The sequence below is a fragment of the Rickettsia peacockii str. Rustic genome (assembly GCF_000021525.1).
GTDB classification, from domain to species: domain Bacteria; phylum Pseudomonadota; class Alphaproteobacteria; order Rickettsiales; family Rickettsiaceae; genus Rickettsia; species Rickettsia rickettsii.
The window spans coordinates 1256219-1279960 of sequence record NC_012730.1; the positions used below are offsets into that span (position 1 = coordinate 1256219).

Consider the following 23742-nt stretch of genomic DNA (forward strand, 5'->3'; position numbering starts at 1 on the left):
GATTACTAATTTGTTGCTATTGTTATATGAGAAATAATGCCAACATCATTGCGAACAGTATTCGATGTCATTCCTGCTTTCGCAGGCATGACATAACAGAATCCGCTTAGACAAGGACCACTTGCAATGACAATATTTAGGCAATGCCAAATAATTAAAAAGGCTTATTTGACAAATTTCACTATTACAAATATACTTGCTGAAATCTATATTATTGAAAATAGTATACTAAAATTACTAAATCTATACAATATAATTATGAATACAAAATTTCCTATCACCGCTAAAGGTTTTGAAAAATTAGAACACGAGCTTAAACATTTAAAACATGTAGAACGTAAAAAAATTAGTGCAGATATAGCCGAAGCACGAGAACACGGCGATTTATCCGAGAATGCGGAATATGAAGCGGCACGTGAGAAACAAGCATTTATAGAAGGGCGTATTAAAGAGCTTGAAGATATGACGGCAAGAGCGGAAATTATTGATATTGGTAAATTATCGGGAGATAACATAAAATTCGGGGCTACGGTTACTTTGATCGACGACGATACTGAAGAAGAAGTAACATATATTATTGTAGGAGAATATGAAGCCGATATAACTAGAAAAAGAGTTTCAATCGCTTCTCCTATAGCAAAAGCTTTGATTGGAAAATCGGTAGGTGATTTTGTAGAAGTTACAACACCGAAAGGATCTAAATCATACGAAGTAGTTACCGTTGAATATAAAGAACTAGAACTTTAATTTGATTTTTTTGTCACTATAAACGTTAACCGTATGGCTTGTTATGTCATTCCCGCCTACGCAGGAACGACATCGAGTAGGTTTTTCGATCCATGCAACAACCCCTGCTCCTTGCAATGACGATTTGGGTATCAACAACGCAGGTATGACATTATTAATTACTTCTTCTTAAACATCTCGAGCATTCTTTTTGTTACTATAAATCCGCCGAAGATATTTATAGAAGCAAGCAGCGTTGCAAAATACCCTAGTAGACTGGGAAACCCAAAAGCAGAGCTACTTGCAGCAATCATAGAACTAAGAACTATAAATACCTGAAATAGCGTTAGTAATAGACATAAGCGGAGTATGGAGTGCAGGCGTTACTTTCCACACAACATAATAGCCCACAAAAGAAGCTAATACAAAAATAGTTATAGCAAATACTAGCGGATCTATAGTACTTGTGTTCGTTTGCCAACTAGTATCTATTACTAAATCTTTTAATTTATCTGATAATTCTTGGGTATTATGGGCAATTTCAGCAGCCTGTTTAGCCATCGTCGGTAATTGATTCATATATTTAATTTCTCACTCACAATTTTTCCGTCTTTAGTAATCAACATCTCACGTACTAACGCATCATCCATATTAAACTTACCGTCTTGCAATGCATAGGTTAGAAAATTATACAAATTCTTAGCATATAATTTTGAGCTGTCGGTAGCAATTTTAGTAGCAAGGTTTGATAAACCTATTATGGTAACTCCGTGCTTAGTAACGATCTTATCCGGTTCTGAATTTTCCACGTTCCCGCCTGTACTAGTCGCTATATCAACAATCACTGAGCCGCGCTTCATAGATTCTAGCATTTTTTCCGTAACAAGCAGAGGTGCTTTTTTTCCCGGAATTTGTGCAGTAGTAATCACTATATCATATCCTTTAATAATTTTTGCTAAAAACTCTTCTTGTTTAGCTTTATAATCTTCCGAACTCTCGTGAGCATAGCCTGATTTATCTTGTAAATCCTCCTGTAATTCCGGTGAAACAAACTTAGCTCCTAAGCTTTCTACCTGCTCTTTGGTAGCAGCTCTTACATCATATCCTGCAACAATGCTACCAAGCCTTTTTGCCGTTGCAATAGCTTGAAGACCGGCAACACCGATACCAAGCACTAAAGTTTTACACGGTGAAATCGTCCCTGCTGCCGTCATCATCATAGGAAAAGCCCTTGTATAATGATAGCTTGCTTCAATTACCACTCTATAGCCTACTAAGTTACTTTGAGAAGATAAAGCGTCCATATTTTGAGCTTTAGTAATTCTCGGCACAAACTCCATAGCAAAAGTCGTAAGTTTTTTTTTAGCTGCCGCTTTTATATATTCATGATTTAAATAAGGCGATAATAATCCTACAATAATTGCTCCTTTTTTTGCAAATTCAAGCTCACTATATTTATCCGTAACGGATGAAGGTTGCACCTTTAATATAATATCAGCATCAGAAATAATTTCGAGTGGTACCGAAGATATTTTAGCACCTAGAGCAACATATTCTTCATCAAGAAAACATCAAGAAAACCGGCATGAAGCCCTATATCTTTTTCTACCATAACCGTATAGCCTTTTTTGACTAGCAATCCTGCTACTTCAGGAGTTATTACGGCTCGTGTTTCATGCTTGGCTTTTTCTTTTAAAGCAACGATTTTCATAAATACTAATTATATTTTGCATTAACTGAATACATAAGGTATTTTAAATATAATTTAAAATATAAAACAACGAAAATGAAAAAAATATTTTTTCTAATCATTATTTATCTTTTTGTGAATTCAAGCTTAGCATTTGGGGCAGATGATAAAACAGCTATTTTGGAGCTAAAAACTTATCTACGTAAGATAAAATCGGTTGCGATAGATTTTACTCAAGAAGATTCGTACGGTAAAATAGTTAAAGGAAAATTACTGATCCATAAACCTTATAATTTTAGATGTAATTATTATCCTCCTTTCCCTTTAGTTATAATAGGTACTAAAAATTTCGTATCGATGTATGATTATGATATGGAGCAAGTAAGCCGTATTAATAGAAGCGAAAATACATTTAATTTTTTATTAGAAGATAATGAGCATTTTGACAAGGATTTTGTTTTTGAAGCGGTAATTAACGCAAGAAATATTTCTAAAATTACTATCTATCATACTCTAACGGAAAAACGTAGCGAAATTACTTTTAATAAAGCTACTCAACAAATTGAAGCATTAAAAATATTTGAAGATAATAATATAGTCACTATTACTTTTGATAAAATAGCTAAAGTACAAAAATTTTCCGATGATTTGTTTAAAATAAAAAACCCTGAAATATTCGGTCCTCCTAAAAGATTAACAAAATCGGAAATAGAAAAAAAATATATTGTTTCTTAAAAATAAACAGGTTATGTTAATTATGCTAGTAGTGGGCATTGTACCTGTTTAGTCGGTCAGGTCTGAAAGGAAGCAGCCAGAGTGGGATTCGATGGGTCATTACTAGCATTATTCTAATTTTGATGTCATTAAGGCGGCTCGTTTTATGTCATTCCCGCGAAAGCAGGAATTCTCAGTAAAACATATACAAAATAAATTTTTTATAAAGTCTTATAACTATCGTGCTAGATATAAATTCATCAAATCAATATATTCCTTTTGCAAGGAAATATCGTCCTAGTAACTTTGCCGAGCTTCAGGGGCAAGAGGTATTAGTCAAAGTTTTAAGCTATACTATTTTAAACGATAGGCTCACCGGAGGCTATCTTTTAACAGGTATTAGAGGAGTCGGTAAAACTACTTCCGCCCGAATTATTGCTAAAGCCGTCAACTGTTCTGCTTTAATTACCGAAAATACGACTATTAAAACATGCGAGCAATGTACGAATTGCATCAGCTTTAATAATCATAATCACCCTGATATAATCGAAATTGATGCGGCAAGTAAAACTAGCGTAGATGACATACGTAGAATTATAGAATCCGCCGAATATAAGCCCCTACAAGGTAAGCATAAAATCTTCATTATTGATGAGGTGCATATGCTCTCTAAAGGGGCATTTAATGCACTTCTCAAGACACTGGAAGAACCACCACCTCATATAATATTTATCTTTGCAACGACGGAAGTACAAAAGATACCTGCAACTATTATCTCAAGATGTCAACGTTATGATTTAAGGCGGTTGAGTTTTGAAGAGATTTTTAAGCTACTTGAATATATAACTAAGCAAGAAAATTTAAAAACCGATATAGAAGCACTAAGAATTATAGCTTACAAATCGGAAGGGTCGGCACGTGATGCAGTCTCTATTTTAGATCAAGCAGCTAGTATGTCGGTAAAATCTGACAATATAATTAGTCCTCAAGTAATTAATCAAATGCTTGGGCTTGTCGATAGTTCGGTTATAATAGAATTTGTCGAATGTATTATCCACAGAGAGACGGAAAAAGCTATAAATTTAATAAATAAACTTTACGGTTCTTCGGTTAATCTTGAGATTTTTATAGAATCGGCATCAGATTTTATTGCTTATCTTAATAAAGTAAAAATGTTACCTAATTATAGTTTGCCTATATATGAATCATTTAATGATAGAACTAAAAACATATTAGATAAAACCAGCTTGCCGCACTTATCAATCTTATGGCAAATATATAATAAGGGAGTAGGGGAAATAAAAATTTCCTATAACCAACTAACAGAAACGGAAATGTTAGTTATAAAATCTATATATTCGACGTCGCTACCCTTGCTTACAGATTTTGACGGTAATAATCAAAATTTAAATCAATCAATTAATCCGGAAATAAAAAAAAAATTTGAAATTGTAGATTTTCTTGAATATTTATATAAAAATAATGAGATAGATATATATTATTTCCTGCTCAATCATACGGAACTTAAAAATCTCAGTAATAATAGATTAGAGTTCGTAAGTCTTGAAGTTACAAGCAAAATAAAAAGACAAATAGACGATTTGTTAGCTGCTTTTACTAATGAAAAGTTTGAGATAGTAATAATAAAAGAGCAGAACAAGCAAACCTTAAAGAATCAGTTAATTGGTAAGATTGAAGCAAGTAACGATTTTGGTTTAATTAAAAAACATTTCCCAAATATAACAATTTCGGATATTTTACTTAAAAGCTAAAAATATATAGGATAGAATTATGGTAAATTTTAATCAGTTTTTAAAGCAAGCCCAATCAATGCAAAAGAAAATGCAAGAAGCTCAAGAGCAAATGGCAAATGCAAGATATACCGGTAAAGCCGGCGGCGGACTTGTTGAGGTTATTGCAACCGGTAAAGGCGAAGTTGAAAAGATTTCAATTGATGAATCTTTATTAAAAGCAGAAGAAAAAGAAATGCTTGAGGATTTAATTAAAGTTGCCTTTAATGATGCTCAACAAAAATGTGATGAAGATTCTCAAAATTCTTTATCAGGAGCTTTAAACGGTATGAGATTACCACCAGGCTTTAAAATGCCGTTTTAACACGGCTCTTATGTCATTATTGCAAAGAGATCGTGTTGAGTGGATACAAGTCGTCATTGCACGCGAACGTTAGTGAGCGTGGCAATCTCAGGAATTCTTCCCATTGCTTCGTCAATTTACTATTGTAAATTTCCTCGCAATGACGGAAAAACTGCTCCACGCAACAACGTCTTTAGTCGCTTAGCTCATGACGATTTGGTATCCATATTTATTCACAACATATCATCACAATAAGATGTATTATCCCCAACATCTCGTTAAGCTCTGTTTGCACTATCTCAGGTAAAACTTTAAGTTTCTCTTTTAATATTTGATATTCTTCATTGTTGTCATCATTATATATTTCTTTATATTTCAATAGCGTTTTATCCCTATTTTATCCTTAAGAGAAGGGGTAATCATATCGTTTAGTTTATCTAACTTTTGCTCTAATTTTTCTTTTTGCTCTTCTGTTAGCTCTTTTTTACCGGTTTCTAAAAAATTTTTCAAATTACAAGCATCTTGTAGATAAAGTTTAACAACATCAATATTATAATCTTATTATTGACAAGTTCTTTGATCTTCTTAATGTCTTCATTGTAAATAGCATTAAACAAATTGATTTCGTCATATTTAGATTTATACACAAAACCCCTTTTATTTAAAAAAGGCATGTTAGCACTTTTTGATATAAAGGCCAAGAAATAATTAATAATTTAACTATTTCTTAATAAAAAGGAAATTTGTAAAAAATAGACATCTTTCCAAAGCAGTTTATAGAGAGGAATTTAAAGGATACACGGAAGCACTTGCCGCTGCAGCATATATAGACATACGTGAAGATTAGGGATTAGGATCGACGTACAAATTGCCTTTAGAAGCAAGTTATACAAGAAGTTTAATAATTCAAGATCAATAAATCCTTATCAATCCTGAAACCTTTGAAACGCTCAAGTAGCGACATACCAAGAAGCGAAATATCAAGGTCACCAAGACCTACATGTCCTTTGATGTTCTTAAATTCCTTACCGATTACTACACTATTTAAGGTTATAGGGGCGGCTTTATTTTCGCCGTTAGCTGTTAGATAAGTTCTAGTATATTTTAATTTAGTTAAGTCAAAGCCTAATTTTTGAGCATCTTCTTTAGTTAAAGCTATATCACTTGCCCCTGTATCTACCATAAATTTTATTTTAACGTTATTTACAAAAGCATTGATATAAAAATGCCCGTCTCTGCTACGGGCTATAATAATTTCTCCGACTTCAGTAGACCATTTATATGATGGAATTAAAGCAGACATTACTCTATGATAAGCGTAGTTCAGCTCAAACCTAAAAGCATAACCGGTTATTATAACTAAGAAAATTACTGCCCACATTGCTAATTGCAAACAAAATCTGCGTATTTCATTTTGGCTAATAGTACTGTAAATTATACTAAATAATATTAATAATGACGCACAAAAACTCCCTATATTTTGTGGTGCTTTAAAAAATTTTGGATAATGTTGATTGATATATTTGTATAATAAACCGGTTACAATTACGGTGCTACAAATGATAAAAATAAGTTTTATGAGTTTTTTATTCATATAATATACTACAAGTAAATAAAGAATAGGTATACGAAGTTCTATCTGAGTATATAAATTTTAATCTATATAATCAAACCAAAGTCCCAGCCCATTTTTAAGTGGAAAACTACCTTCTTGGTTCACTAGAATAATAATTCCAAGTTCTTCTGACGGTATAAAGCCAATAAAAGAATTTACCGTTAATTATATAGCCTGAGTGAAAAATTAAATCCTTATTTGAGCATCCTTTTACTTTAAGAATACGCCATCCAAGAGCATAATATGACTCAATCATTTTTTGATCAATAGGCCAAATCGGTTACCATTTAAATCCAAAAACATCTTTGTTTGATTTTACTATTTTACACATACGATCTAAAGTACTTTTAGCAATAAGATTCGGTTTATAACCAAAACTAAGTGTGAATATTTCAATCATTCCATCTATCGATGCAAAAATACCGACAGATGCAGGTACCGTCTTTGGGTAATAAGGCGGAAACGGCAGCAATGTTATTACCTCCTGTCCGTCTATTATTGCTTTAGAATGCGGATAAGCAAGTTGTACATTCGGCCCTAGCGGTAATATTTGTATATCTTGCGTTTTAAGCGTTGTACGCAAATTATCTATTGCAGCATTTAAACTTGATTTTTTACAATTTAAAGCTTCTTCAAGTAAACTAAAATATGTTACTATACTTATAGCATTGCCCGGGTTTACAACTAGCTTGTTGTTTTTTTAGCAACGTTGCTCAATTTCAATATTTCCTGAGAATTGATAACCTGTTGTATGGCTTAAAATATTATTAAGACTAATAGCATTTTTAGGTATGGTAATTTGAATTTTTCATCAAAATCTCAACTTTCTTGATCTACCATTAATGCAATTGCCGTTGCTGAAACAGCTTTTGAAACCGATGCTAAAGGAAATAAAGTTTTATCCATAAATAACTCCACTATTACCTTTCTAATTTCCAAACGTTGTTTTATAAATAACTTCACCTTTGTATAAAATTGCAATTGCTCCTCCTTGTAATTCAAGCTTTTTAGTTTTTGCGGTCATTATACTCATGTCTATGCCAAAACTGTACGATGTGATAATAGTAACATTATACTAAAAAATAGGATAAGCTTTTTATTCATATGGCGATATTATTTATTGATTCTATGTCATGCCTGCGAAAACAGGAATCCAGCTTTCTAAACAAATTATATACTAATTAACCGCTATTGCCTTTTCTTTATCTTTTAATCTAATAGTAGCAAGCTCTAATAAATATTTGTCATCTAAAGCTTCAATAATTTGCTCATATAATTCAGCTGGAATTAGATAAGCAGTCGGTTTATTATGATTTAATAAGGCAACAGGCTCACCACTTGCCTTATCCAATAATGCAGTAGGGCTTTTTTTAAATTCTGATATACTAACTGCTAGATTTGCATAAATATGTTCCATTATTGACTCCAAGTAAACGAAGAAAGTTATACGAAGATCAACTTGGAAAAGAGCAAGTAGTCTACAAGACTAGGAGCGGAGCGTATCCTTAATACGTGGCTACCTACGAACTTATTTAGACGACGTAGCCAGTTTTTTAAGTTCATTGAGGATACCTATAATTAATACTAATTATAGGCTATCATTTTATCTTTATCAAGAAAATCACCTTAAATCGCCGATATTCTCTAAAAACAACCTAGCTCGATGCGATGCCGGTTTATTAAAAAAATCCTCGGCAGGCTGATTTGCTAAAATCTGTCCTTGATCCATAAAAATAACACGATCCGCTATTAATTTTGCAAACTTCAAATGGTGCGTGACCACTACCATGCTCATTTGATCTTTTAATAAATTTATATTCTCTATAACATCTTTAATATTTTCAGGATCGAGTGCCGAAGTCGGTTCGTCGAATAACAAAATTTTCGGCTTCATCATTAAAGCCCTTGCTATTGCGGTGCGTTGCTTTTGCCCTCCTGATAGGCTTGCCGGATATGAGTCAAATTTTTGCGTTAGCTTAAATTTTGCAAGCAATTCCTTTGCCATAGAAATTGCCTGTTCTTTTGGCAAATTTAAAACATTTACCGGCGTATAGATTAGGTTTTCTCCTACCGTTAAATGCGGGAATAGATTAAAATTTTGAAAAACCATACCAACTTTTAAAAGAAGCTTTCTTCTATTTTTAAGCAGTAGCTTCTTCCCGTCTACCAAAAAAGTACCGCTACTTGGTTCTTCTAAATTATTTAAAATTCTAAGCAGAGTAGTTTTACCGCTTCCCGAAGGACCGATTATTACAGTAGTTTCCTTAGTAGTAAAACTTAAATCAATATTCTTAATTGCATAATTCTTGCCATAACGCTTACAAACTTTTTCTAAAATAATCATAAACTAGACCGTAAATTTATAACCGTCATAAAGCGGCTTAACGTTATTTGGAAGCATTTTCGTAATCTCATGATAATCTATCGTGTGTCTCATATTGGTTAATAATATCTGCTCAGGTTTATATTTTTCACGCCATTCTAGAACTTTATCAAGCCCTGCATGATTCGGATTTGATTTATAATCCATACAATCTAATATCCATATTTTTATATCTTTTAAAAATTTATCTGATTCAGGAGGAAAATCGATTAAATCGGGCGAATAAACGAAATCACCTATACGTAAGCCCAAGCTATCTATAGGACCGTGATGCTGTCTAAAAAATTGTATTTCGATAGTATTAATCTTAATTTTATCAAAAAAACTAACAGATTGAGTTGTGAACAGTCGCCCAAGCTTAAATAACTTATTGTTAAATAGATAATCAAATTTTGTATGGAGCTTTGCCGTACTATCGTGATCTGTATAGATTTCAAATGGCTTGCCTTGCATAAAAGTAAATACTCGTAAATCATCGATGCCGTTAACGTGATCGGAATGATAATGTGTTAATATAGCACAATCGAGCTTATTTATCTTTTCTCGTAATAGTTGATTTCTAATATCAAAACCGAAATCAACTAATATTTGACTATTTTCATCGTTAATATATATTGCTGATCTAGTCCTTTTATTGTACTTTGAAGGAGATGTGCAAGTACTACAATCGCACCCGATCACCGGTACGCCTATAGATGCTCCACACCCAAGTATTGTTACTTGTAACATAAATATTTAAAATAATGTTTGAAGTTTTTTATAATTTTTGCGGCTTAAATCAAGGAATATTCTTATTTTTGAATAAAATTACTAATATCGGCTTTATACCTTATTTTTTTAAAATAATTTCGTTTTGTTTTAATATCGCTAATTTCGCTTTAATATATATTTTATACTGTATATATTTTTATATTCAATTAAAGAAAACCAAAAATGATAAGAAGCGGCAAAATAAATTCTGGCACAATTATAATAAGTTAGTTGAAATCGGTATAATATACGGGGTATTCGGTTTAATTTTTACCGCTCTTAAATTTTCAGTTAATTTCCCTCGCCCTTATTGCAGTCTTCCTGTAGATAGTTTCATGACCATAATAAATACTGCAAACGAAAGATGCTTTTCAAGCTTTCCAAGCAGCCACGCAGCTCTTAGCGTGTTAGTAACGTATTTTGCTTGGAATTATATAAAATTACCATTAAAAATCTTAATGATTTGTGTTATTATGCTCGTGTCTTTATCTCGCATAAGCCTTGCTATGCATTACCCAAGTGATATAATCTACGGCATTATTATTGCATTTATAACAATACTGATAGGTAAGTTAATTTATCGCATCTTTAATCATATAATAAGAAAGATCGGGGATTTTCTATTAATGAGGCAGTAATTAAGAAAAAACATATAAAAAACTTGTTTTTTAATCTTGAAAGTTTTTAATATGCACGCTACAATGTAGCTACATTATTGAAAGAAGATTTTTATGTCTGCTGATTCTATTGTGCGAGCCCGTATTAATGAAGACGTGAAAGAAGAAGCAGCTTTAGTGCTTGCTGCTATGGGACTTACTTTATCTGATGCTGTTCGTATGCTGTTATTTCGTGTTGCTCGTGAAAAAGCATTGCCGTTTGAGCCACTTATCCCAAATGATGAAACAATTAAAGCTATGAAAGCTGCAAGAAGCGGCAAATTAGTTCATGTTGGTAATATCAATAATTTGTTATCTGATTTAAATGAGAACGATTAAACGTACTGCACAGTTTAAACGTGGAATAAATTTGGATGATATTTTACTGAAAGCAGTTAGATACTTGGTTGCTGATATAACATGACCTATACATATGAGAGATCATGCCCTTATAGGTAATTGGAAAGATTGTAGAGATTGTCATATTAAATAGTATTAATTTATAGAAAACCCGATGCTGACACATTGGAGTTAATACAATTAGGTTCACACAGTACACTTGGTTTTTAATTATTTTGAAATGAACCGGGAACGAGTTCCCCCAAAAACCATCTAACCATCCATAGTACTGGACAGTTTTTGAAAAGCGTTTGATGTCGCTCCTAGCTAAAAACGAGAATGACATCAAAAAACCAAACAAACATTATGCTACTATACCGAAAATACTTTATAAAAAATATCTTACCGCTGCTTATAGTCGTTACTTTTTCAGTGACTAGTATAGTATGGATAACGCAAATATTAAAACTTTTATATTTATTTGATAAAGGTATAAAAGTTATGGACTTCTTCAGTTTAATAGTTTTAGTACTTCCTACTTTATTATTTATTCTGTTACCGGTAATAACGGTTATTACCGTGATCTATATCTATAATAATTTAAAAGTCGAGCGACAATTAATTATATTACAAGCTTCAGGAGTTAATAATGTACAGCTAGCACTGCCTGCTTTATATGTCGCATTAATAGTTATGCTACTTGCTTATTATATATCTTCTAACATCCTGCCGTTATCTCATATAAACTTAAAATCACGTTTAAACTTTATAAAGAATAATTATATCTCAAGTATGATTGAAGAGAAAACTTTTAATAAAGTAACGAAAGATATCACTGTTTTTATAGATAAAAAATCAGCAGGAAATATTATGAATGGCGTAATAATATTTGATAATCGCAACGCTGATAACCCATCAGTAGTATTTGCGAGTTCAGGTACTCTTAATATATATGATAATAGCCCGATTTTTGAACTTAATAAAGGCATAAGACAAGAATATGACGTAAACGGTAATTTAACTCAGTTAACTTTCGATTCTTTAATGATAAAACTGCAAAATGATAATCCTTTAGTATCGCAAAGAACTAAACATAATAAAGAAGCAAACGAATATTATATAAGCGAATTACTTGCCCCTCCTCATGATTTAGCTATTACTAAAAAAATTAAATTAATTGCTGAAGCACATCAAAGAATAATTTGGCCTTTATACAATTTTGTATTACCTTTTGTAGCACTTGCAGTTTTTTTGAGATATCCTTATAGCAAAAAAACAACTTTTATGCCGGTATTATTTTCTGCCTTAACAGTATTGCTAGTTACTTCAATTCATTTTATATTACAAAATTTTGCTTCAAAAAATCTAGATTTTATTTTTGCTTGTTATTTCAATTTGGTTATTGCTTTAACGATCGGATTATATTTATTTGTACGTAAAAGAATATAAATTTATTAGACTACTTTATTCCAAGCTCCACGAGGATTTTGAGTAAAACAATCTATTTTGTTTTCCTGTCCGGTAAATTTATTTATTTTAACTGTTAATTCTTTTAAATCTTCCGGTAAATCAGTTATTATAATTATCCTTTTGAAAACTCTTATATACTCTTTTGCTTGTAAAATTTTTCCTATATCTGTAGGCGAAATAATAACAAGCACACTAGCATTATTAGGATTTTGTAACTCATCGGTAATATAAATCGGCTGTTTTTCAGGCTGCGGATCAAGTTTACTACCGTGAGGTATAAATTGCTTACGTGAATAAGTCCAAAGATTTTTATTGAGCATTTCTTGTTGATCTGCATCTGCAGTTAATATCACGCTTTTAAGATCAGAGTGATAGCATTTTTCTATCAGAAGCAATATCGATTTTAGAAGCAATTCATCGCTTGTTTGATAAATACTAAATTGCTGCATAAAAATTTTATGTTATTTTTTATGAGAAAATTTAAGTGGTACGGATGAAGGGACTTGAACCCCCACGCCTCACGGCACAAGAACCTAAATCTTGCATGTCTACCAGTTCCATCACATCCGCGGTAATGCCATTCCTGTAAAAGGGTGGCCTTGTTGCATGGATTCTATGTCATTCCTGCCTCTGCGGGAATGACATCAAAGTATTTCCATCAAAAAGTTATAATACACATCATATAATTTTTGTAAATCGCTAATTTTTGTGTATTCGTTTATTTTATGTGCCGTTTCGGATAATAAACCAAACTCTACTAACGGACAATAATTTTTGACGAATCTTGCATCCGACGTACCGCCGCTTGTAGAGAATTCAGGCTTTATTTTAAGCGTATGCTCTACTACTTTAGCAAATTCTTTTATTTTATCGCTAGGGTTCTGAATAAAACTTTCAGCAGAACTACTATATTCTAACTTATAATCTACTTTATATTCTTTACAATGCTGTTTAATAATTTCTTCTACCTGTTTTGCTAAAGTTTCTGCACTATGTAAATTATTAAAACGTATATTGAAAGATGCTTCCGTACTTGCCGGAATTACGTTTGAAGTATTATTACTGACCTCGATATTCGTTACTTCAAGATTTGAACGTTGAAAAAATTCAGTACCTTCATCAAGTTTTATATTTGTTAACTCATTCAATATTATTATTAAGCAAGGCAATGGGTTATTTGCTTTATGAGGATAAGCTACATGCCCGCTTAAGCCTTCTATATTTAATTTAAAGTTAACACTTCCTCTTCTGCCAATCTTAATTGCATCGCCTATTTCTTTTTCACAAGTAGGTTCACCGACAATAGCAAAATTTATCTTATATCCTTGATCATAAATATATTGCAGCATTTCTTTAGTACCATGCTTTGCTTTTCCCTCTTCATCACTAGTAAGTAAGAAACTAATGGAACCTTTAAAATCGGTATTATTTTTTATAAAATCTAAACTGGCAGCTAGAAAGCACGCTATAGCCCCTTTCATATCCACCGCACCTCTGCCATATATCTTACCATCTTGCTGGCTAACTTTAAATGGACTCGCATTATGCCAAAGCTCATGATTGCCTGCCAACACTACATCTACATGACCAACAAAGCAAATATTAGGCTCATTGCTACCGAAAACAGCATAAAGATTAGTGACTTGCTCACTTTTAGAATCACCGAATATTTTTATTTCGGTCTTAAAGCCGTGCTGTTTAAGCAAATCATTAATATACTCAATAGCCCCATCGCTCTTAGGAGTTACAGACTTAAAACCAATCAAATCTTTTAAGTAGTTAATGTACATCAATTATTGCCAAAGAGAATTTAATGTGGTTTTTAGTTTGTTTTCAAATTGTTTTATATAGTTTTTAAGGTTGTCAATCTTACTTTGATTATTATCAAGCTCTGTTACCATTTTTTGCTGTTCTTCAAGAGGCGGGATAGGAATTTGTAAATCCTCTAAATCTTTCAAATAAACGTGAGGTTGACCTGATCCAGCTTGCATTTGGTATATTATATTTTGCTGAGATTTTAAAATATAATATAGATATTTAGTTAACAATAGTTTTTCATTAATTGAATAGATTACGTTACAATCTGAAGTCCACATTGGTGAATTATGATACCAAATATATCCAGCATATGCTCCCGATGAAGAAATAGTGATTATGTTACCGTTAAAATTATATTGATTATGTGAATAAGGACTAAACCCGAGACCAGATGCTATTACTGGAATATCCCCCTTAATTGCAGTATTAATGTTAATCATTTTACCTTTTTTACCTACTATTAATGTTGTATACTCCTTATGCTCAAGAGATAAAATATTACTTTTTAATTTATTGATAACGATATCGCCAAATTTAACAATTTCCCATTGTTTATTTATTTCAAAATAAGGATGCCAATTATCTATTATCTGTTTTGCCCCCTCTATTATCTTTTGATAGCTATTCAATTCTTCAATAATTTTCTGTTGTTTTTCTAGAGACAGAAGAGGAATATAAATTGAGTTTATATGTTCTCTATTTAAACCAGGCTGAGCACCTTTATTATAAGCTAAGTTCTTATTAATTTGATTTTGAATTATATCGCTATTTAAACAATAAAATAAATAAGATTGATGTATAATATTCCCTCTAAAAATATAAACATGTTCATTAACCATTACTCCTATTTGCGGTAAAATTTTATCATCTACAAAACACACTTTACCAGTTAATGCTCCGTCTTTACACATTAAAATATCATTGTTTTTCACCAATCTTTTTTAGCTATTTGATAAAAATCGAGATCTATAAAAGGAATTTTAGATAAATTTAATTTTCCATCCTCGCCTGTTTAAATCATTTATACCGACAATTTTTCTTTTTTTATTGTCTAGACATAACGCCGATATTCTTAACCTCATAAAACTAATATTCTTTTTGATTATTCGGTTTATGTGCATCGATAAAATAAAGTATTGACGTTTTTACTCCTGTATAAGGTAAAAAAGTACCTTTGCGGTAGAGAGATAACGAGTTGCAGCTTTGCTTTTGATAGTAAAAATTGACGAACAGCAGCGGTGTCTTTTCTGAATAAGAACCCTTCAGGTACTACCAATGCCATTCTACCACCCTCTTTTAAATTTTGCAGGCAATGCAAAACATAAGCAGCATCACCGTTATTTTTTGCAATGCCGTTATTAAAAAGAGAAGTTATATGATTTTCTGTTATAGTTTTGCCGTTTTTGCTAGTTTTTTTAGTGATAGTTTGAGAAAATGGCAATTAGTAACAATTACATCAAACTTTAACTGCTGATCAGTTAAGGGTTTAACATCATTAGGGTTCTCAAGACTATTTATTTGCTGAATTCCGCTATGTCTGTCACCATGCAAAATCATATTCATCTTAGCGATTCTAGCGGTTTTGGTTAACTCTCGCCCATATAATGTATTAAATCTTAATTTTTCTAAATCTTCATCGGTATTAATTATATTATTTTCTTTGATATAATTAAAAGCTTCAGTTAAGAACCCACCGGTACCGAAAAAGGATCATAAATTGTTTCTTTAAATTTAGGATCAACCAAATTAATAATGGTTTTAACGATATTTCTCGGTGTAAAATATTCGCCTAAATCATTTTTCCGTTGATGTAGTTTTTTCTAAGAAATACTCGAATACGTCGCCTTTTATATCTGTATCTATCAGTAGATAAAATAAGAGGATCAATTGCATCGATAATGTGGCGGAGAGTAATGTAATTGCCTAGAGAAATAGGCGTAAAAACATCACCACCGTATTTATTCTTAATTTGTTCTATAACATAGCTATTAATGTAACCGATAATATCATCGTTTGATTGTGCTTTGATATTATTCCACCAGGATTTTTCGTTGTTTTCACTTAATAATTTTAAGAATAATATATTTGCAAATTCGCTAAATCTTTCTATTTCTGCTCGGAGCCCTTCATTTCTTAAAAGATTATTCAAGTTTTTAAATATCGATATTAATTCTTCACGTGATACTTTAATTTCTTTCGGTATAGTCCAAACTTCATTACTGCTTGCTTCTAAAAAAGCAGATAATAATTCTTTTTCATGTAGTAATTCCCTTACTTCATCACCGTTTAATATAAGCTCTTTATTATTAGCAACAAAACGAGCTTCGCAGTAAGCTCCATTCATTGCGAACACTATAGGTACATCAAGCAATTTTGCATATTCCGTTGCTTGATCTAAAGCTTGCCTTAAATCCACTCCTGCTTTTTTGCTTCTATTATTGCAATAGGTTTATCATTATTACTTTCATATAAGATATGATCCGGTCTTTTTCCGTTTAATCTTGTCTGTTCTGTTTTTGATTTTGGTTTTTGGAAATAAATATTCTTTTTAGTATCATTATCTATATGCCATCCCTTATTTACAAGGTTATTGCTGATAATCCATTCAATCCATTCGGTTTGCTGTTCTGCTAACATAAGAATTGCTTAGATATTTTTTTGTAATTAATAATTATATCTTCTTACACTTATTATACAAGCTTATAAAAGTACAAAAAACAACTTTTATAGAGTTAGTTAATGACGGTCTCATGACTTTCTTCTTTTTATTAATAGGTTTAGAGATGAAATTTCACCTAGTAGAAGGTGAACATAAAAATAAAAAAACTAATATTACCTGCAGCGGCAGCCCTTGGAGGTGTGGTAATTCCTGTCTTAATATACATGTTTTTTAATTACGATAAACCGGGATTAATAAAAGGATGGGCTATTCCTATCGCAACTGATACTGCTTTTGTCCTTGGTATTTTATCTTTTTTCAGCCGACATATATCTTTAGAATTACGAGCTTTTATTATAGGTTTCTCATTAATTGACGATGCTTTTGCGTTAATTATACTAGCTTTGTTTTATACTAAAACAATCAATACTCCGGCATTATTAATTTCTTCTATAATTATATTCATCTTGTTTATATTGAATTATCGACAAGTTAAACAATTATTTTATTATATAATTGTAGGTTTATTATTATGGATTAGTATGGTGGAGTCAGGTATTCACGATACCTTATGCAGAGCCATTATAGCACTTTTTATACCTGTTAATATAAAAGGAGAATTTAACACTTCTTTTAAAAAACTTGAAAACTTAACTCGTCCTTTTGTAAATTACTTTATTTTACCGCTTTTTGTATTTATGAATTCCGGTATCCTTTTAGAATATTTTGCATTTAAAGGCATTTGTTCCAACTCAATACTTGCTTTAATTTATGGGATAATATTTGGTTTATTTGTAGGTAAGCAATTAGGTATTATGCTATTTTCATATCCATTTGTAAAATTTAAACTCTGTAATTTACCAAGTGATACTTCATGGTTAAAATTTTATTCTATAGCTATACTTGGAGGGATTGGATTTACCCTAAGTTTATTTATAGGTAGTATTTTACGTTTGAGAGCAGCTGCCCTTCAAACTCTATGAGAGCTGCAGTAATAATAGGCTCTTTAATTTCTGCATTATTTGGCGTAGCCGTTCTAAAATATTGTACTGGAAAAGAGTAAAGAAGCAAATTAAACGAGTATACTCATTAAATAATGATGATAGGATTTTAATAACACATCATATTTTTGTTTGGAAAAAACAGGATATGGTACTATATAGATATTATTAGAAGAAGGAATCGCTTTTTCAAGCTTATTTAGCATAAAAGGCATATTATAATTATGCTCTACTAAAATTATTGAAGTAAGATTGTAAGTTACAATAAAATCAACCACTTTCTTAATATTATCTTCTTCAGATATTATTTTATTTGGAGCAAATATTACCTGCTGTTCTATAACATTACGTTCCTTTAACAAAATTTTTAATTGCTCTGTAGATTCTATACCAGTAATAAATAATATAGGTGCATAACCTGCCTTAAGCCAAGCAATACCGGTTTCAATTTTATGTCCTCCTCCTGCAAATACTATTATTGCATTAGTGGTATTACTATTAAGCTTATAAGAATTTATTAAATATAAATAATAACCAAAACCACCGACCCAAAGAGCAAAAATTGTGAGTAGAAATTTTCTGATCATTTAAATATTTTATTAAATTCAGTTTGAATAATTTTATCAAATTCAGACATTTCAACATGAATCCCTAACTGATTTAAAGATGTTACTAAAGAATCTTCAAGTCCACAAGGAATAATCCCACTAAACTTACTTAAATCTGTTGAAATATTTATAGCTACACCGTGATATGTAACCCATTTTCTTACTCTAACACCTATTGCAGCAATTTTAGCAAATTCATCTTTCCTTACTTTTACCCAAATTCCTACTTTATCTTTAATAATATATGCTTTAATTCCAAAATAATTTAAGCTATTTATAATCCATTCTTCAAGCATTTTTATATATAGCTTTAAATCTTTGTGTCGATTTGGTGAATCTAAATTAAGAATTGGATAAATAACACGCTGACCCGGTCCATGAAAAGTAAATTTACCGCCACGTCCTGTGTAAATTACCGGAATATCACCGTAATTTAATAATTCTTCTTGTTTATAATTAGTACCGGCTGTATATACTTCCGAATGTTCAACTAAATAAATAATTTCCGGCTCATGATCACTAATTACTTTGTTAACGTAATCTTCCATTAATTTCAAAATAACTTGATAATCCGCAAAATCCGGTATAGTTATAAATCTTATCATATTAATTCAGATTTATATTTCAATATTAATGCATCTAAAATTGCTATGGTTTCAGCATCCAAATCGCCAGAAAAATTACTAGGACGAAAATGCATTTGAAACAAAATTATAATATCTTTCATTTTAGAGTCTAAAATTTCGGTAACTTCAAGTTTATAACCGTATGTAATAAATTTTTGCTGAATTGCTGCAATATCGGTTATGTCGACTTGCGGCAATAGATCGTTAAACACCTGTTCATCATACCAAGCTCCAATATCGTTATCATATAATAGTTTCCAAGGAAATAGCGGGCCAGGGTCCTGTTTTCTACCTGGAGCAATATCAGAATGCCCAACTACTCTAGTAGGTTTAATATCATATCTAGCAATAATCTGTTTACACAAACTTATAACACTATTAATTTGCCTTTCCGAATAGGGTAGCCAAACTATATCATTGTTTTTTGCATTTACTTCAAAAGCAGGATTTACGATTTCAATACCGATTGATGTATCATTAATACGCTCATGACCTTGCCAGTAACTTACTCCAGCATGCCATGCTCTATCACGCTCTTCTACTAATTGAAATATATGTTCAGGATTTTCATTGTTTATTAAATAATGGCTACTTAACTTTTCACCGGTTAGAAAATCTAAAGACTGCTTAAAATCACACTGTGTATAATGTAGCACTAGGAATTTAATACGTTTATCAAATCCCACAGCTCTATAAGATGTTTTATCGATTACTATCATATATAAAAATTTTAAAGGATGTCACTATTGTATGTTTTTTTCTATATAATTCTTGTGAAAGCTTGCTTGCATGGATTGGTAAATCGTCATTGCGAGAAGAATTACACAGTAATTCGACGAAGCAATATCAGGAAGTGTGTTATTATTTCATGAGATTGCCACGCAGCCTACGGCTGCTCGCAATGACGATTTGGTATCTATATAAAGATAGTCCCAGTATGACAAGAAAAATTTTGATGGTGCCGGATATCGGATTTGAACTGATGACCTACCGCTTACAAGGCGGTTGCTCTACCACTGAGCTAATCCGGCATATTAATATGATTATAGAGAAGAGATATGTGCTGCCATACCCGTGGCTTGACCACAATATCTAGAAAAATAACTTGTAATAGTCAAATTTACTAAATCCCGCAATCAAATAGCGGGAGATGACAGGGGCTGAATTGATCCACACAGTCAATGCCTGCTCGCAATGACGAAAATACACTATAAACTAAGCTTCTTTAGCTTCCTTTTTACTTAGTCTAGCTTTGCGGTTTTTTGCTTTCACTTCCATTTCTTTTTTAACTTTCTCAGGAAGAGTAACACCCGCTTGCTCAATAAATTTTGCGACTCGCTCAGTTGGTTTAGCACCGGTGCCAAGCCAATATTCTATACGATCTTTTTTTAAAACAACACGCTCACTATTATCTGAAGCAAGCATTGGATCATAAGTTCCGACTTTTTCTAAAAAGTCACCGTCACGAGGTGCTGTTGCGTTAGCTACTACTACACGGTAAAAAGGACGCTTTTTAGCACCGCCTCTAGCTAAACGAATTTTTACTGCCATATTATATTACTTACAATTATTTTATTTTTTCTTCTTTAAAAAGAACATGTTTTCTAACCACTTTATCATACTTACGAAAAGAAAGCTTCTCGGTTTGGGTCTTCGGATTACATTTCTTTACCCAAAAAACACCTGTGCCGGCAGTACTTACTAGCCTTACCAAAACATTTTTATTTTTCTTTGCCATTAGCTGACACCTTAAATCAAGATATTATTTTATTTTTCTAAGAAAAGCAGAATAAAACGAAATTGAAAAATAGTCAAGTAAAAACTAGGCATTGCAAAATAAATAGAGATACGTCATTGCGAGCGACTAAAAGGAGCGTGGCAATCTAGTTTTAATTTCCCGAGATTGCCGCACTCCTTGCAGTCGTTCGCAATGACGCCAATTTTTCAAATTAAACGAGTTACCGTCCAAATAAGCGTTCGATATCCTTAAGCTTCAACTCAATATAAGTAGGTCTGCCGTGATTACATTGACCTGAAAGCGGCGTATTTTCCATTTGACGCAGTAAGGCATTCATTTCATCTGCCGATAATTTTCGTCCTGCTCTAATAGAGTAATGACAGGCATAAGTTTCCGTTACATGCTCGATTAACTCTGTCAAAGCTATATTCTTGCCAAAATCCGATAAATGATCGGCGAGATCCTGAATTAACTTTTGTACGTTTACATCTCCAAGGATATTTGGAATTTCAGTTACTATAATAGATTTTTCGCCGAATTTTTCTAGAGTTAAACCAAGTTTATATAGTTTTTCTCTATGGTCATATAAACAATCTGCTTTTTTTTCATTTGGCAGTTCTACTATCTCAGGGATAAGCAAACGCTGTTTGATTAACTCTTCCGTTTTAAGGTAATCTTTTATTTTTTCATACCCTAAACGTTCGTGTGCTGCATGTTGGTCGGTAATCACTATACTATCTTCGGTTTGTGAAATAATATAAGTCGTATGAAGTTGTGCTTTAGCTGCCCCAAGTTTATATTGTTTACGGGTTTGCTGTTCATGTTCTATATGATTTTCTACTTCTTGTTCTATTTTAGCATGTGATAATGTATCGATTAATTTTTGACAAACATGATTTTGAGGAACTGTATTAAGTGTAGAATGAGTAGTAGGTCTATAATCTGCCGATTTACTATTAACATTTATAACTTTACTTACTGGCGATTGTTTGTTAACTAAAGGATTTTTAAATAACTCAAGAGCATCAGAGGCGATAGTAGTAGAAGTAACATGGCTTTTATTTGTTAAAGCATTTTTAATTGCTTCTATTAATAAGTTTCGCACATAATTCGGGTCATGAAACCTAACCTCTGCTTTTGCCGGATGTACGTTAACGTCAACAAGTTGCGGATTGATTTGTAAGAATATAGCACATATCGGATAACGATCACGAGCTAAATAATCTTGATATGCTACCCTTAAAGCTACCTGTAATAATTTATCTTTTACTGGTCTATTATTAATAAATAAAAACTGATCTTCACTTGAAGCTCTATTATATGTCGGGCTACTAGTATAGCCGCAAATAGAGAAATCAGGTGTTTTGAAGTCTATATAAGCGGCGTTTTTTATAAAATCATCACCTATTACATCAATTATACGCTGTTTTAGGTTAGTTTCAGCATCTTTATTTTGTCCCTTTAGTTTTAATAAATTCTTGCCGTCATGTGTTAAACTAAGAGAAATTTTAGGATGTGCTAGAGCGATTTTCTTAACCACACCTACAGTTGCTGCAAGCTCTGTTTTATCGGCTCTAAGAAATTTTAAACGTGCAGGTGTTGCAAAAAATAAATCACGTATCTCTATTTTAGTACCTTCATTATGAACAGAAATAGTAACTTGTTTTTCATTGCCGCCGATTAACTTAATCTGAAATGCTTTGTCGGCATCTCGTTTTTTAGAAGTAATTAGCATTTTGCTAATAGCAGCAATAGACGGCAGTGCTTCACCCCTAAAACCAAAAGTATTAATATTTAGAAAATCGCTTTCATCAAACTTAGAAGTTGTATGACGTTCAACAGCAATTTCTAATTCCTTATCAGTCATACCGATACCGTCATCGGAAATAATGATTAGATTTTTACCGGCACGTTCTAAAATAATATCTATTTTAGTACTACTTGCATCAACAGCATTTTCAACTAATTCCTTTACTACCGATGCGGGCCTTTCTATAACCTCACCGGCAGCAATTCGGTTGATAGTACTTTCTGACAGAAATTTTATAGTCATTTTGTTACTAGTTTAAATTTCTTACTACAATATGGGCAGATAACTTCTTTTTTTTTTATCTATCTCTAAATAAACTTTCGGATGGTCATATGGAGGTTCTTTGCCCTGGCAAGATACAGATGCATCAACGCTATTAACAATTTCCATAGATTTATACATTATTTCTTTAAGTGTAATCTAATATAAGTTACTTTTAAATAAAAGACAAATATTACTTGATTAAATATGTCATCCCGTGACTTGATCAGCTTTGTTGCATGGTTCTAATTTTCTTGTCATTGCGAGGAAATTACGTAAGTAATTGACGAAGCAATCTAGTGCCAAAGTTCTGAGATTGCCACGCAGCCTATGGCTCTGCTCGCAATGACGATTTAGCTGGCTGGTACAAGCCACGGTATGACAGTACATATTTTATAAGGAGATAAAAATGAAAGACAAAGTAGCAGTTATTACCGGTTCTACTAGCGGTATCGGGCTTGAGATAGCAAAACATTTTGCAAAAGAAGATGAAGTAGCCACAATTTCAGCAGAATTGAAAGAACTTGGGGCAAGGGCTGTATTTTATCAAGGAATAAATTTGGAAAAACCTGATGAAATTCATTCTATGTTTGAGAGGATAATAAAAGAATTCGGTAAAATAGACATATTAGTAAATAATGCAGGTATTCAGCATGTTGCTCCTATCGATGAATTTCCTGAAGATAAATGGGAGCAAATTTTGCGTATAGATTTAATAGCACCTTTCTATACTACAAAATACGCAATACAGATTATGAAAAAACGGCTTCAGGCGAATTGTTAA

General features: G+C 32.0%; 29 protein-coding genes, 2 tRNA genes, 1 other RNA gene and 6 pseudogenes. 11 read left to right on the forward strand and 27 right to left on the reverse strand.

Translation table 11 applies throughout. The features are described from left to right. The first annotated feature begins 258 nt into the window (after positions 1 to 258). Entirely contained in the window at positions 259 to 747 is a 489-nt protein-coding gene (greA, locus tag RPR_RS07435; protein ID WP_004997127.1) for a transcription elongation factor GreA, read from the forward strand. Between the two features lie 158 nt (positions 748 to 905). Here greA and RPR_RS07440 read toward each other — a convergent pair. Next, positions 906 to 1305 (reverse strand): annotated as a pseudogene (locus RPR_RS07440) (NAD(P) transhydrogenase subunit alpha). Then, a pseudogene (locus RPR_RS07445) lies at positions 1280 to 2437 on the reverse strand (NAD(P) transhydrogenase subunit alpha). The pseudogenes RPR_RS07440 and RPR_RS07445 overlap by 26 nt, the downstream one beginning before the upstream one ends. Before the next feature lie 75 nt (positions 2438 to 2512). On the opposite strand from RPR_RS07445, the gene RPR_RS07450 reads away from it, so the two are divergent. The 4 genes from RPR_RS07450 to RPR_RS07465 all read left to right on the forward strand — a co-directional run bounded on the left by RPR_RS07450 (position 2513) and on the right by RPR_RS07465 (position 5245). After that, positions 2513 to 3151 carry an outer-membrane lipoprotein carrier protein LolA gene (locus RPR_RS07450; RefSeq protein WP_012737063.1) on the forward strand — a complete coding sequence of 213 codons (639 nt, stop codon included), beginning with the start codon at positions 2513 to 2515 and terminating at the stop codon, positions 3149 to 3151. Between the two features lie 20 nt (positions 3152 to 3171). Next, an RNA gene (ffs, locus tag RPR_RS07455) (signal recognition particle sRNA small type) lies at positions 3172 to 3265 on the forward strand. 107 nt (positions 3266 to 3372) lie between these two features. Next, a complete protein-coding gene (gene dnaX, locus RPR_RS07460; protein ID WP_012737064.1) occupies positions 3373 to 4902 on the forward strand; it encodes a DNA polymerase III subunit gamma/tau in 1530 nt (509 codons plus the stop codon). A 19-nt stretch (positions 4903 to 4921) separates the two neighbouring features. After that, on the forward strand, positions 4922 to 5245 hold the full coding sequence (locus tag RPR_RS07465) for a YbaB/EbfC family nucleoid-associated protein (RefSeq protein ID WP_010977891.1): 324 nt from the start codon (positions 4922 to 4924) through the stop codon (positions 5243 to 5245). Positions 5246 to 5599: 354 nt separating this feature from the next. Here RPR_RS07465 and RPR_RS09580 read toward each other — a convergent pair whose 3' ends face one another. The 8 genes from RPR_RS09580 to RPR_RS07500 all read right to left on the reverse strand — a co-directional run bounded on the left by RPR_RS09580 (position 5600) and on the right by RPR_RS07500 (position 9951). Further along, entirely contained in the window at positions 5600 to 5734 is a 135-nt protein-coding gene (locus RPR_RS09580; protein ID WP_014365091.1) for a hypothetical protein, read from the reverse strand. A 388-nt stretch (positions 5735 to 6122) separates the two neighbouring features. Then, complete coding sequence (locus RPR_RS07475) at positions 6123 to 6818, reverse strand: TIGR02281 family clan AA aspartic protease (protein WP_012737065.1); 696 nt, start codon at positions 6816 to 6818, stop codon at positions 6123 to 6125. A 109-nt stretch (positions 6819 to 6927) separates the two neighbouring features. Further along, positions 6928 to 7095 (reverse strand): hypothetical protein, encoded by a 168-nt coding sequence (locus tag RPR_RS07480; RefSeq protein WP_228368853.1) that lies wholly within the window; start codon positions 7093 to 7095, stop codon positions 6928 to 6930. A 24-nt stretch (positions 7096 to 7119) separates the two neighbouring features. Beyond that, a complete protein-coding gene (locus RPR_RS07485; protein ID WP_010977894.1) occupies positions 7120 to 7422 on the reverse strand; it encodes a hypothetical protein in 303 nt (100 codons plus the stop codon). 236 nt (positions 7423 to 7658) lie between these two features. Next, positions 7659 to 7820 (reverse strand): beta-lactamase family protein, encoded by a 162-nt coding sequence (locus RPR_RS08385; RefSeq protein WP_162009631.1) that lies wholly within the window; start codon positions 7818 to 7820, stop codon positions 7659 to 7661. A gap of 196 nt (positions 7821 to 8016) precedes the next feature. Continuing rightward, entirely contained in the window at positions 8017 to 8256 is a 240-nt protein-coding gene (locus tag RPR_RS07490) for a type II toxin-antitoxin system Phd/YefM family antitoxin (protein ID WP_012737066.1), read from the reverse strand. A gap of 204 nt (positions 8257 to 8460) precedes the next feature. Beyond that, positions 8461 to 9183 carry an amino acid ABC transporter ATP-binding protein gene (locus tag RPR_RS07495; protein ID WP_010977895.1) on the reverse strand — a complete coding sequence of 241 codons (723 nt, stop codon included), beginning with the start codon at positions 9181 to 9183 and terminating at the stop codon, positions 8461 to 8463. A 3-nt stretch (positions 9184 to 9186) separates the two neighbouring features. Continuing rightward, positions 9187 to 9951, reverse strand: coding sequence for an MBL fold metallo-hydrolase (locus RPR_RS07500; RefSeq protein ID WP_012737067.1), 765 nt, complete (start codon positions 9949 to 9951; stop codon positions 9187 to 9189). Between the two features lie 14 nt (positions 9952 to 9965). Between RPR_RS07500 and RPR_RS07505 the strand changes: the two genes are divergently transcribed. The 4 genes from RPR_RS07505 (at position 9966) to RPR_RS07520 (ending at position 12416) form a co-directional block, all read left to right on the forward strand. Further along, on the forward strand, positions 9966 to 10610 hold the full coding sequence (locus RPR_RS07505; protein ID WP_012737068.1) for a phosphatase PAP2 family protein: 645 nt from the start codon (positions 9966 to 9968) through the stop codon (positions 10608 to 10610). Positions 10611 to 10703: 93 nt separating this feature from the next. Then, on the forward strand, positions 10704 to 10967 hold the full coding sequence (locus RPR_RS07510) for a type II toxin-antitoxin system RelB/DinJ family antitoxin (RefSeq protein WP_012151450.1): 264 nt from the start codon (positions 10704 to 10706) through the stop codon (positions 10965 to 10967). 94 nt (positions 10968 to 11061) lie between these two features. After that, positions 11062 to 11121, forward strand: a complete 60-nt coding sequence (locus RPR_RS09355) for a type II toxin-antitoxin system YafQ family toxin (protein WP_228368937.1) — start codon at positions 11062 to 11064, stop codon at positions 11119 to 11121. A 212-nt stretch (positions 11122 to 11333) separates the two neighbouring features. After that, the gene (locus RPR_RS07520) at positions 11334 to 12416 is read left to right on the forward strand and encodes an LptF/LptG family permease (RefSeq protein WP_085065833.1); all 1083 of its coding nucleotides are present in this window, start codon (positions 11334 to 11336) and stop codon (positions 12414 to 12416) included. A 5-nt stretch (positions 12417 to 12421) separates the two neighbouring features. Here the strand turns inward: RPR_RS07520 and RPR_RS07525 are convergent, their stop codons facing one another. The 9 genes and pseudogenes from RPR_RS07525 to RPR_RS07570 form a co-directional block, all read right to left on the reverse strand. Continuing rightward, positions 12422 to 12886, reverse strand: coding sequence for a DNA polymerase III subunit chi (locus RPR_RS07525; protein WP_004997101.1), 465 nt, complete (start codon positions 12884 to 12886; stop codon positions 12422 to 12424). Positions 12887 to 12922: 36 nt separating this feature from the next. Further along, a tRNA-Leu gene (locus RPR_RS07530) sits at positions 12923 to 13007 on the reverse strand. Between the two features lie 74 nt (positions 13008 to 13081). Continuing rightward, positions 13082 to 14227: a succinyl-diaminopimelate desuccinylase gene (gene dapE / locus RPR_RS07535; RefSeq protein ID WP_012720113.1), complete on the reverse strand. Its 1146-nt coding sequence runs from the start codon at positions 14225 to 14227 to the stop codon at positions 13082 to 13084. Positions 14228 to 14230: 3 nt separating this feature from the next. Then, a complete protein-coding gene (locus RPR_RS09585) occupies positions 14231 to 14866 on the reverse strand; it encodes a restriction endonuclease subunit S (protein WP_228368938.1) in 636 nt (211 codons plus the stop codon). After that, positions 14852 to 15187 (reverse strand): annotated as a pseudogene (locus tag RPR_RS09360) (restriction endonuclease subunit S); the annotation flags it as partial. The pseudogene RPR_RS09360 and the gene RPR_RS09585, both read right to left, overlap by 15 nt. 179 nt (positions 15188 to 15366) lie before the next feature. Continuing rightward, positions 15367 to 15920: pseudogene (locus tag RPR_RS09955) on the reverse strand (class I SAM-dependent DNA methyltransferase). Positions 15921 to 15937: 17 nt separating this feature from the next. Next, complete coding sequence (locus tag RPR_RS09960; protein ID WP_080582477.1) at positions 15938 to 16021, reverse strand: hypothetical protein; 84 nt, start codon at positions 16019 to 16021, stop codon at positions 15938 to 15940. 23 nt (positions 16022 to 16044) lie between these two features. Continuing rightward, on the reverse strand, positions 16045 to 16671 hold the full coding sequence (locus tag RPR_RS09370; protein WP_228368854.1) for a hypothetical protein: 627 nt from the start codon (positions 16669 to 16671) through the stop codon (positions 16045 to 16047). Beyond that, positions 16662 to 16892 carry a hypothetical protein gene (locus RPR_RS07570; RefSeq protein ID WP_085065780.1) on the reverse strand — a complete coding sequence of 77 codons (231 nt, stop codon included), beginning with the start codon at positions 16890 to 16892 and terminating at the stop codon, positions 16662 to 16664. The genes RPR_RS09370 and RPR_RS07570 overlap by 10 nt, the downstream gene beginning before the upstream one ends. Positions 16893 to 17005: 113 nt before the next feature. Between RPR_RS07570 and nhaA the strand changes: the two are divergent. Further along, positions 17006 to 17897, forward strand: a pseudogene (gene nhaA, locus RPR_RS07580) (Na+/H+ antiporter NhaA). 89 nt (positions 17898 to 17986) lie between these two features. On the opposite strand, the gene RPR_RS07585 reads toward nhaA, so the two are convergent. The 8 genes and pseudogenes from RPR_RS07585 to RPR_RS07620 all read right to left on the reverse strand — a co-directional run bounded on the left by RPR_RS07585 (position 17987) and on the right by RPR_RS07620 (position 23099). Next, positions 17987 to 18502: a YdcF family protein gene (locus RPR_RS07585; RefSeq protein WP_012737071.1), complete on the reverse strand. Its 516-nt coding sequence runs from the start codon at positions 18500 to 18502 to the stop codon at positions 17987 to 17989. After that, entirely contained in the window at positions 18499 to 19128 is a 630-nt protein-coding gene (gene lipB, locus RPR_RS07590) for a lipoyl(octanoyl) transferase LipB (protein WP_012737072.1), read from the reverse strand. Before lipB ends, RPR_RS07585 begins: the two co-directional genes overlap by 4 nt. Next, positions 19125 to 19868, reverse strand: a complete 744-nt coding sequence (locus RPR_RS07595) for an N-acetylmuramoyl-L-alanine amidase (protein WP_012737073.1) — start codon at positions 19866 to 19868, stop codon at positions 19125 to 19127. Before RPR_RS07595 ends, lipB begins: the two co-directional genes overlap by 4 nt. A 237-nt stretch (positions 19869 to 20105) precedes the next feature. Beyond that, a tRNA-Thr gene (locus RPR_RS07600) sits at positions 20106 to 20180 on the reverse strand. A 184-nt stretch (positions 20181 to 20364) separates the two neighbouring features. Further along, entirely contained in the window at positions 20365 to 20700 is a 336-nt protein-coding gene (gene rpsP, locus RPR_RS07605) for a 30S ribosomal protein S16 (protein WP_004997078.1), read from the reverse strand. 16 nt (positions 20701 to 20716) lie between these two features. Then, positions 20717 to 20887: a 50S ribosomal protein L33 gene (gene rpmG, locus RPR_RS07610; RefSeq protein ID WP_012737074.1), complete on the reverse strand. Its 171-nt coding sequence runs from the start codon at positions 20885 to 20887 to the stop codon at positions 20717 to 20719. A 220-nt stretch (positions 20888 to 21107) separates the two neighbouring features. After that, on the reverse strand, positions 21108 to 22940 hold the full coding sequence (mutL, locus tag RPR_RS07615) for a DNA mismatch repair endonuclease MutL (protein WP_012737075.1): 1833 nt from the start codon (positions 22938 to 22940) through the stop codon (positions 21108 to 21110). Then, positions 22937 to 23099 (reverse strand): annotated as a pseudogene (locus tag RPR_RS07620) (zinc-finger domain-containing protein). Before RPR_RS07620 ends, mutL begins: the two are co-directional and overlap by 4 nt. Before the next feature lie 268 nt (positions 23100 to 23367). On the opposite strand from RPR_RS07620, the gene RPR_RS09600 reads away from it, so the two are divergent. Then, complete coding sequence (locus tag RPR_RS09600) at positions 23368 to 23742, forward strand: SDR family NAD(P)-dependent oxidoreductase (protein WP_266105315.1); 375 nt, start codon at positions 23368 to 23370, stop codon at positions 23740 to 23742.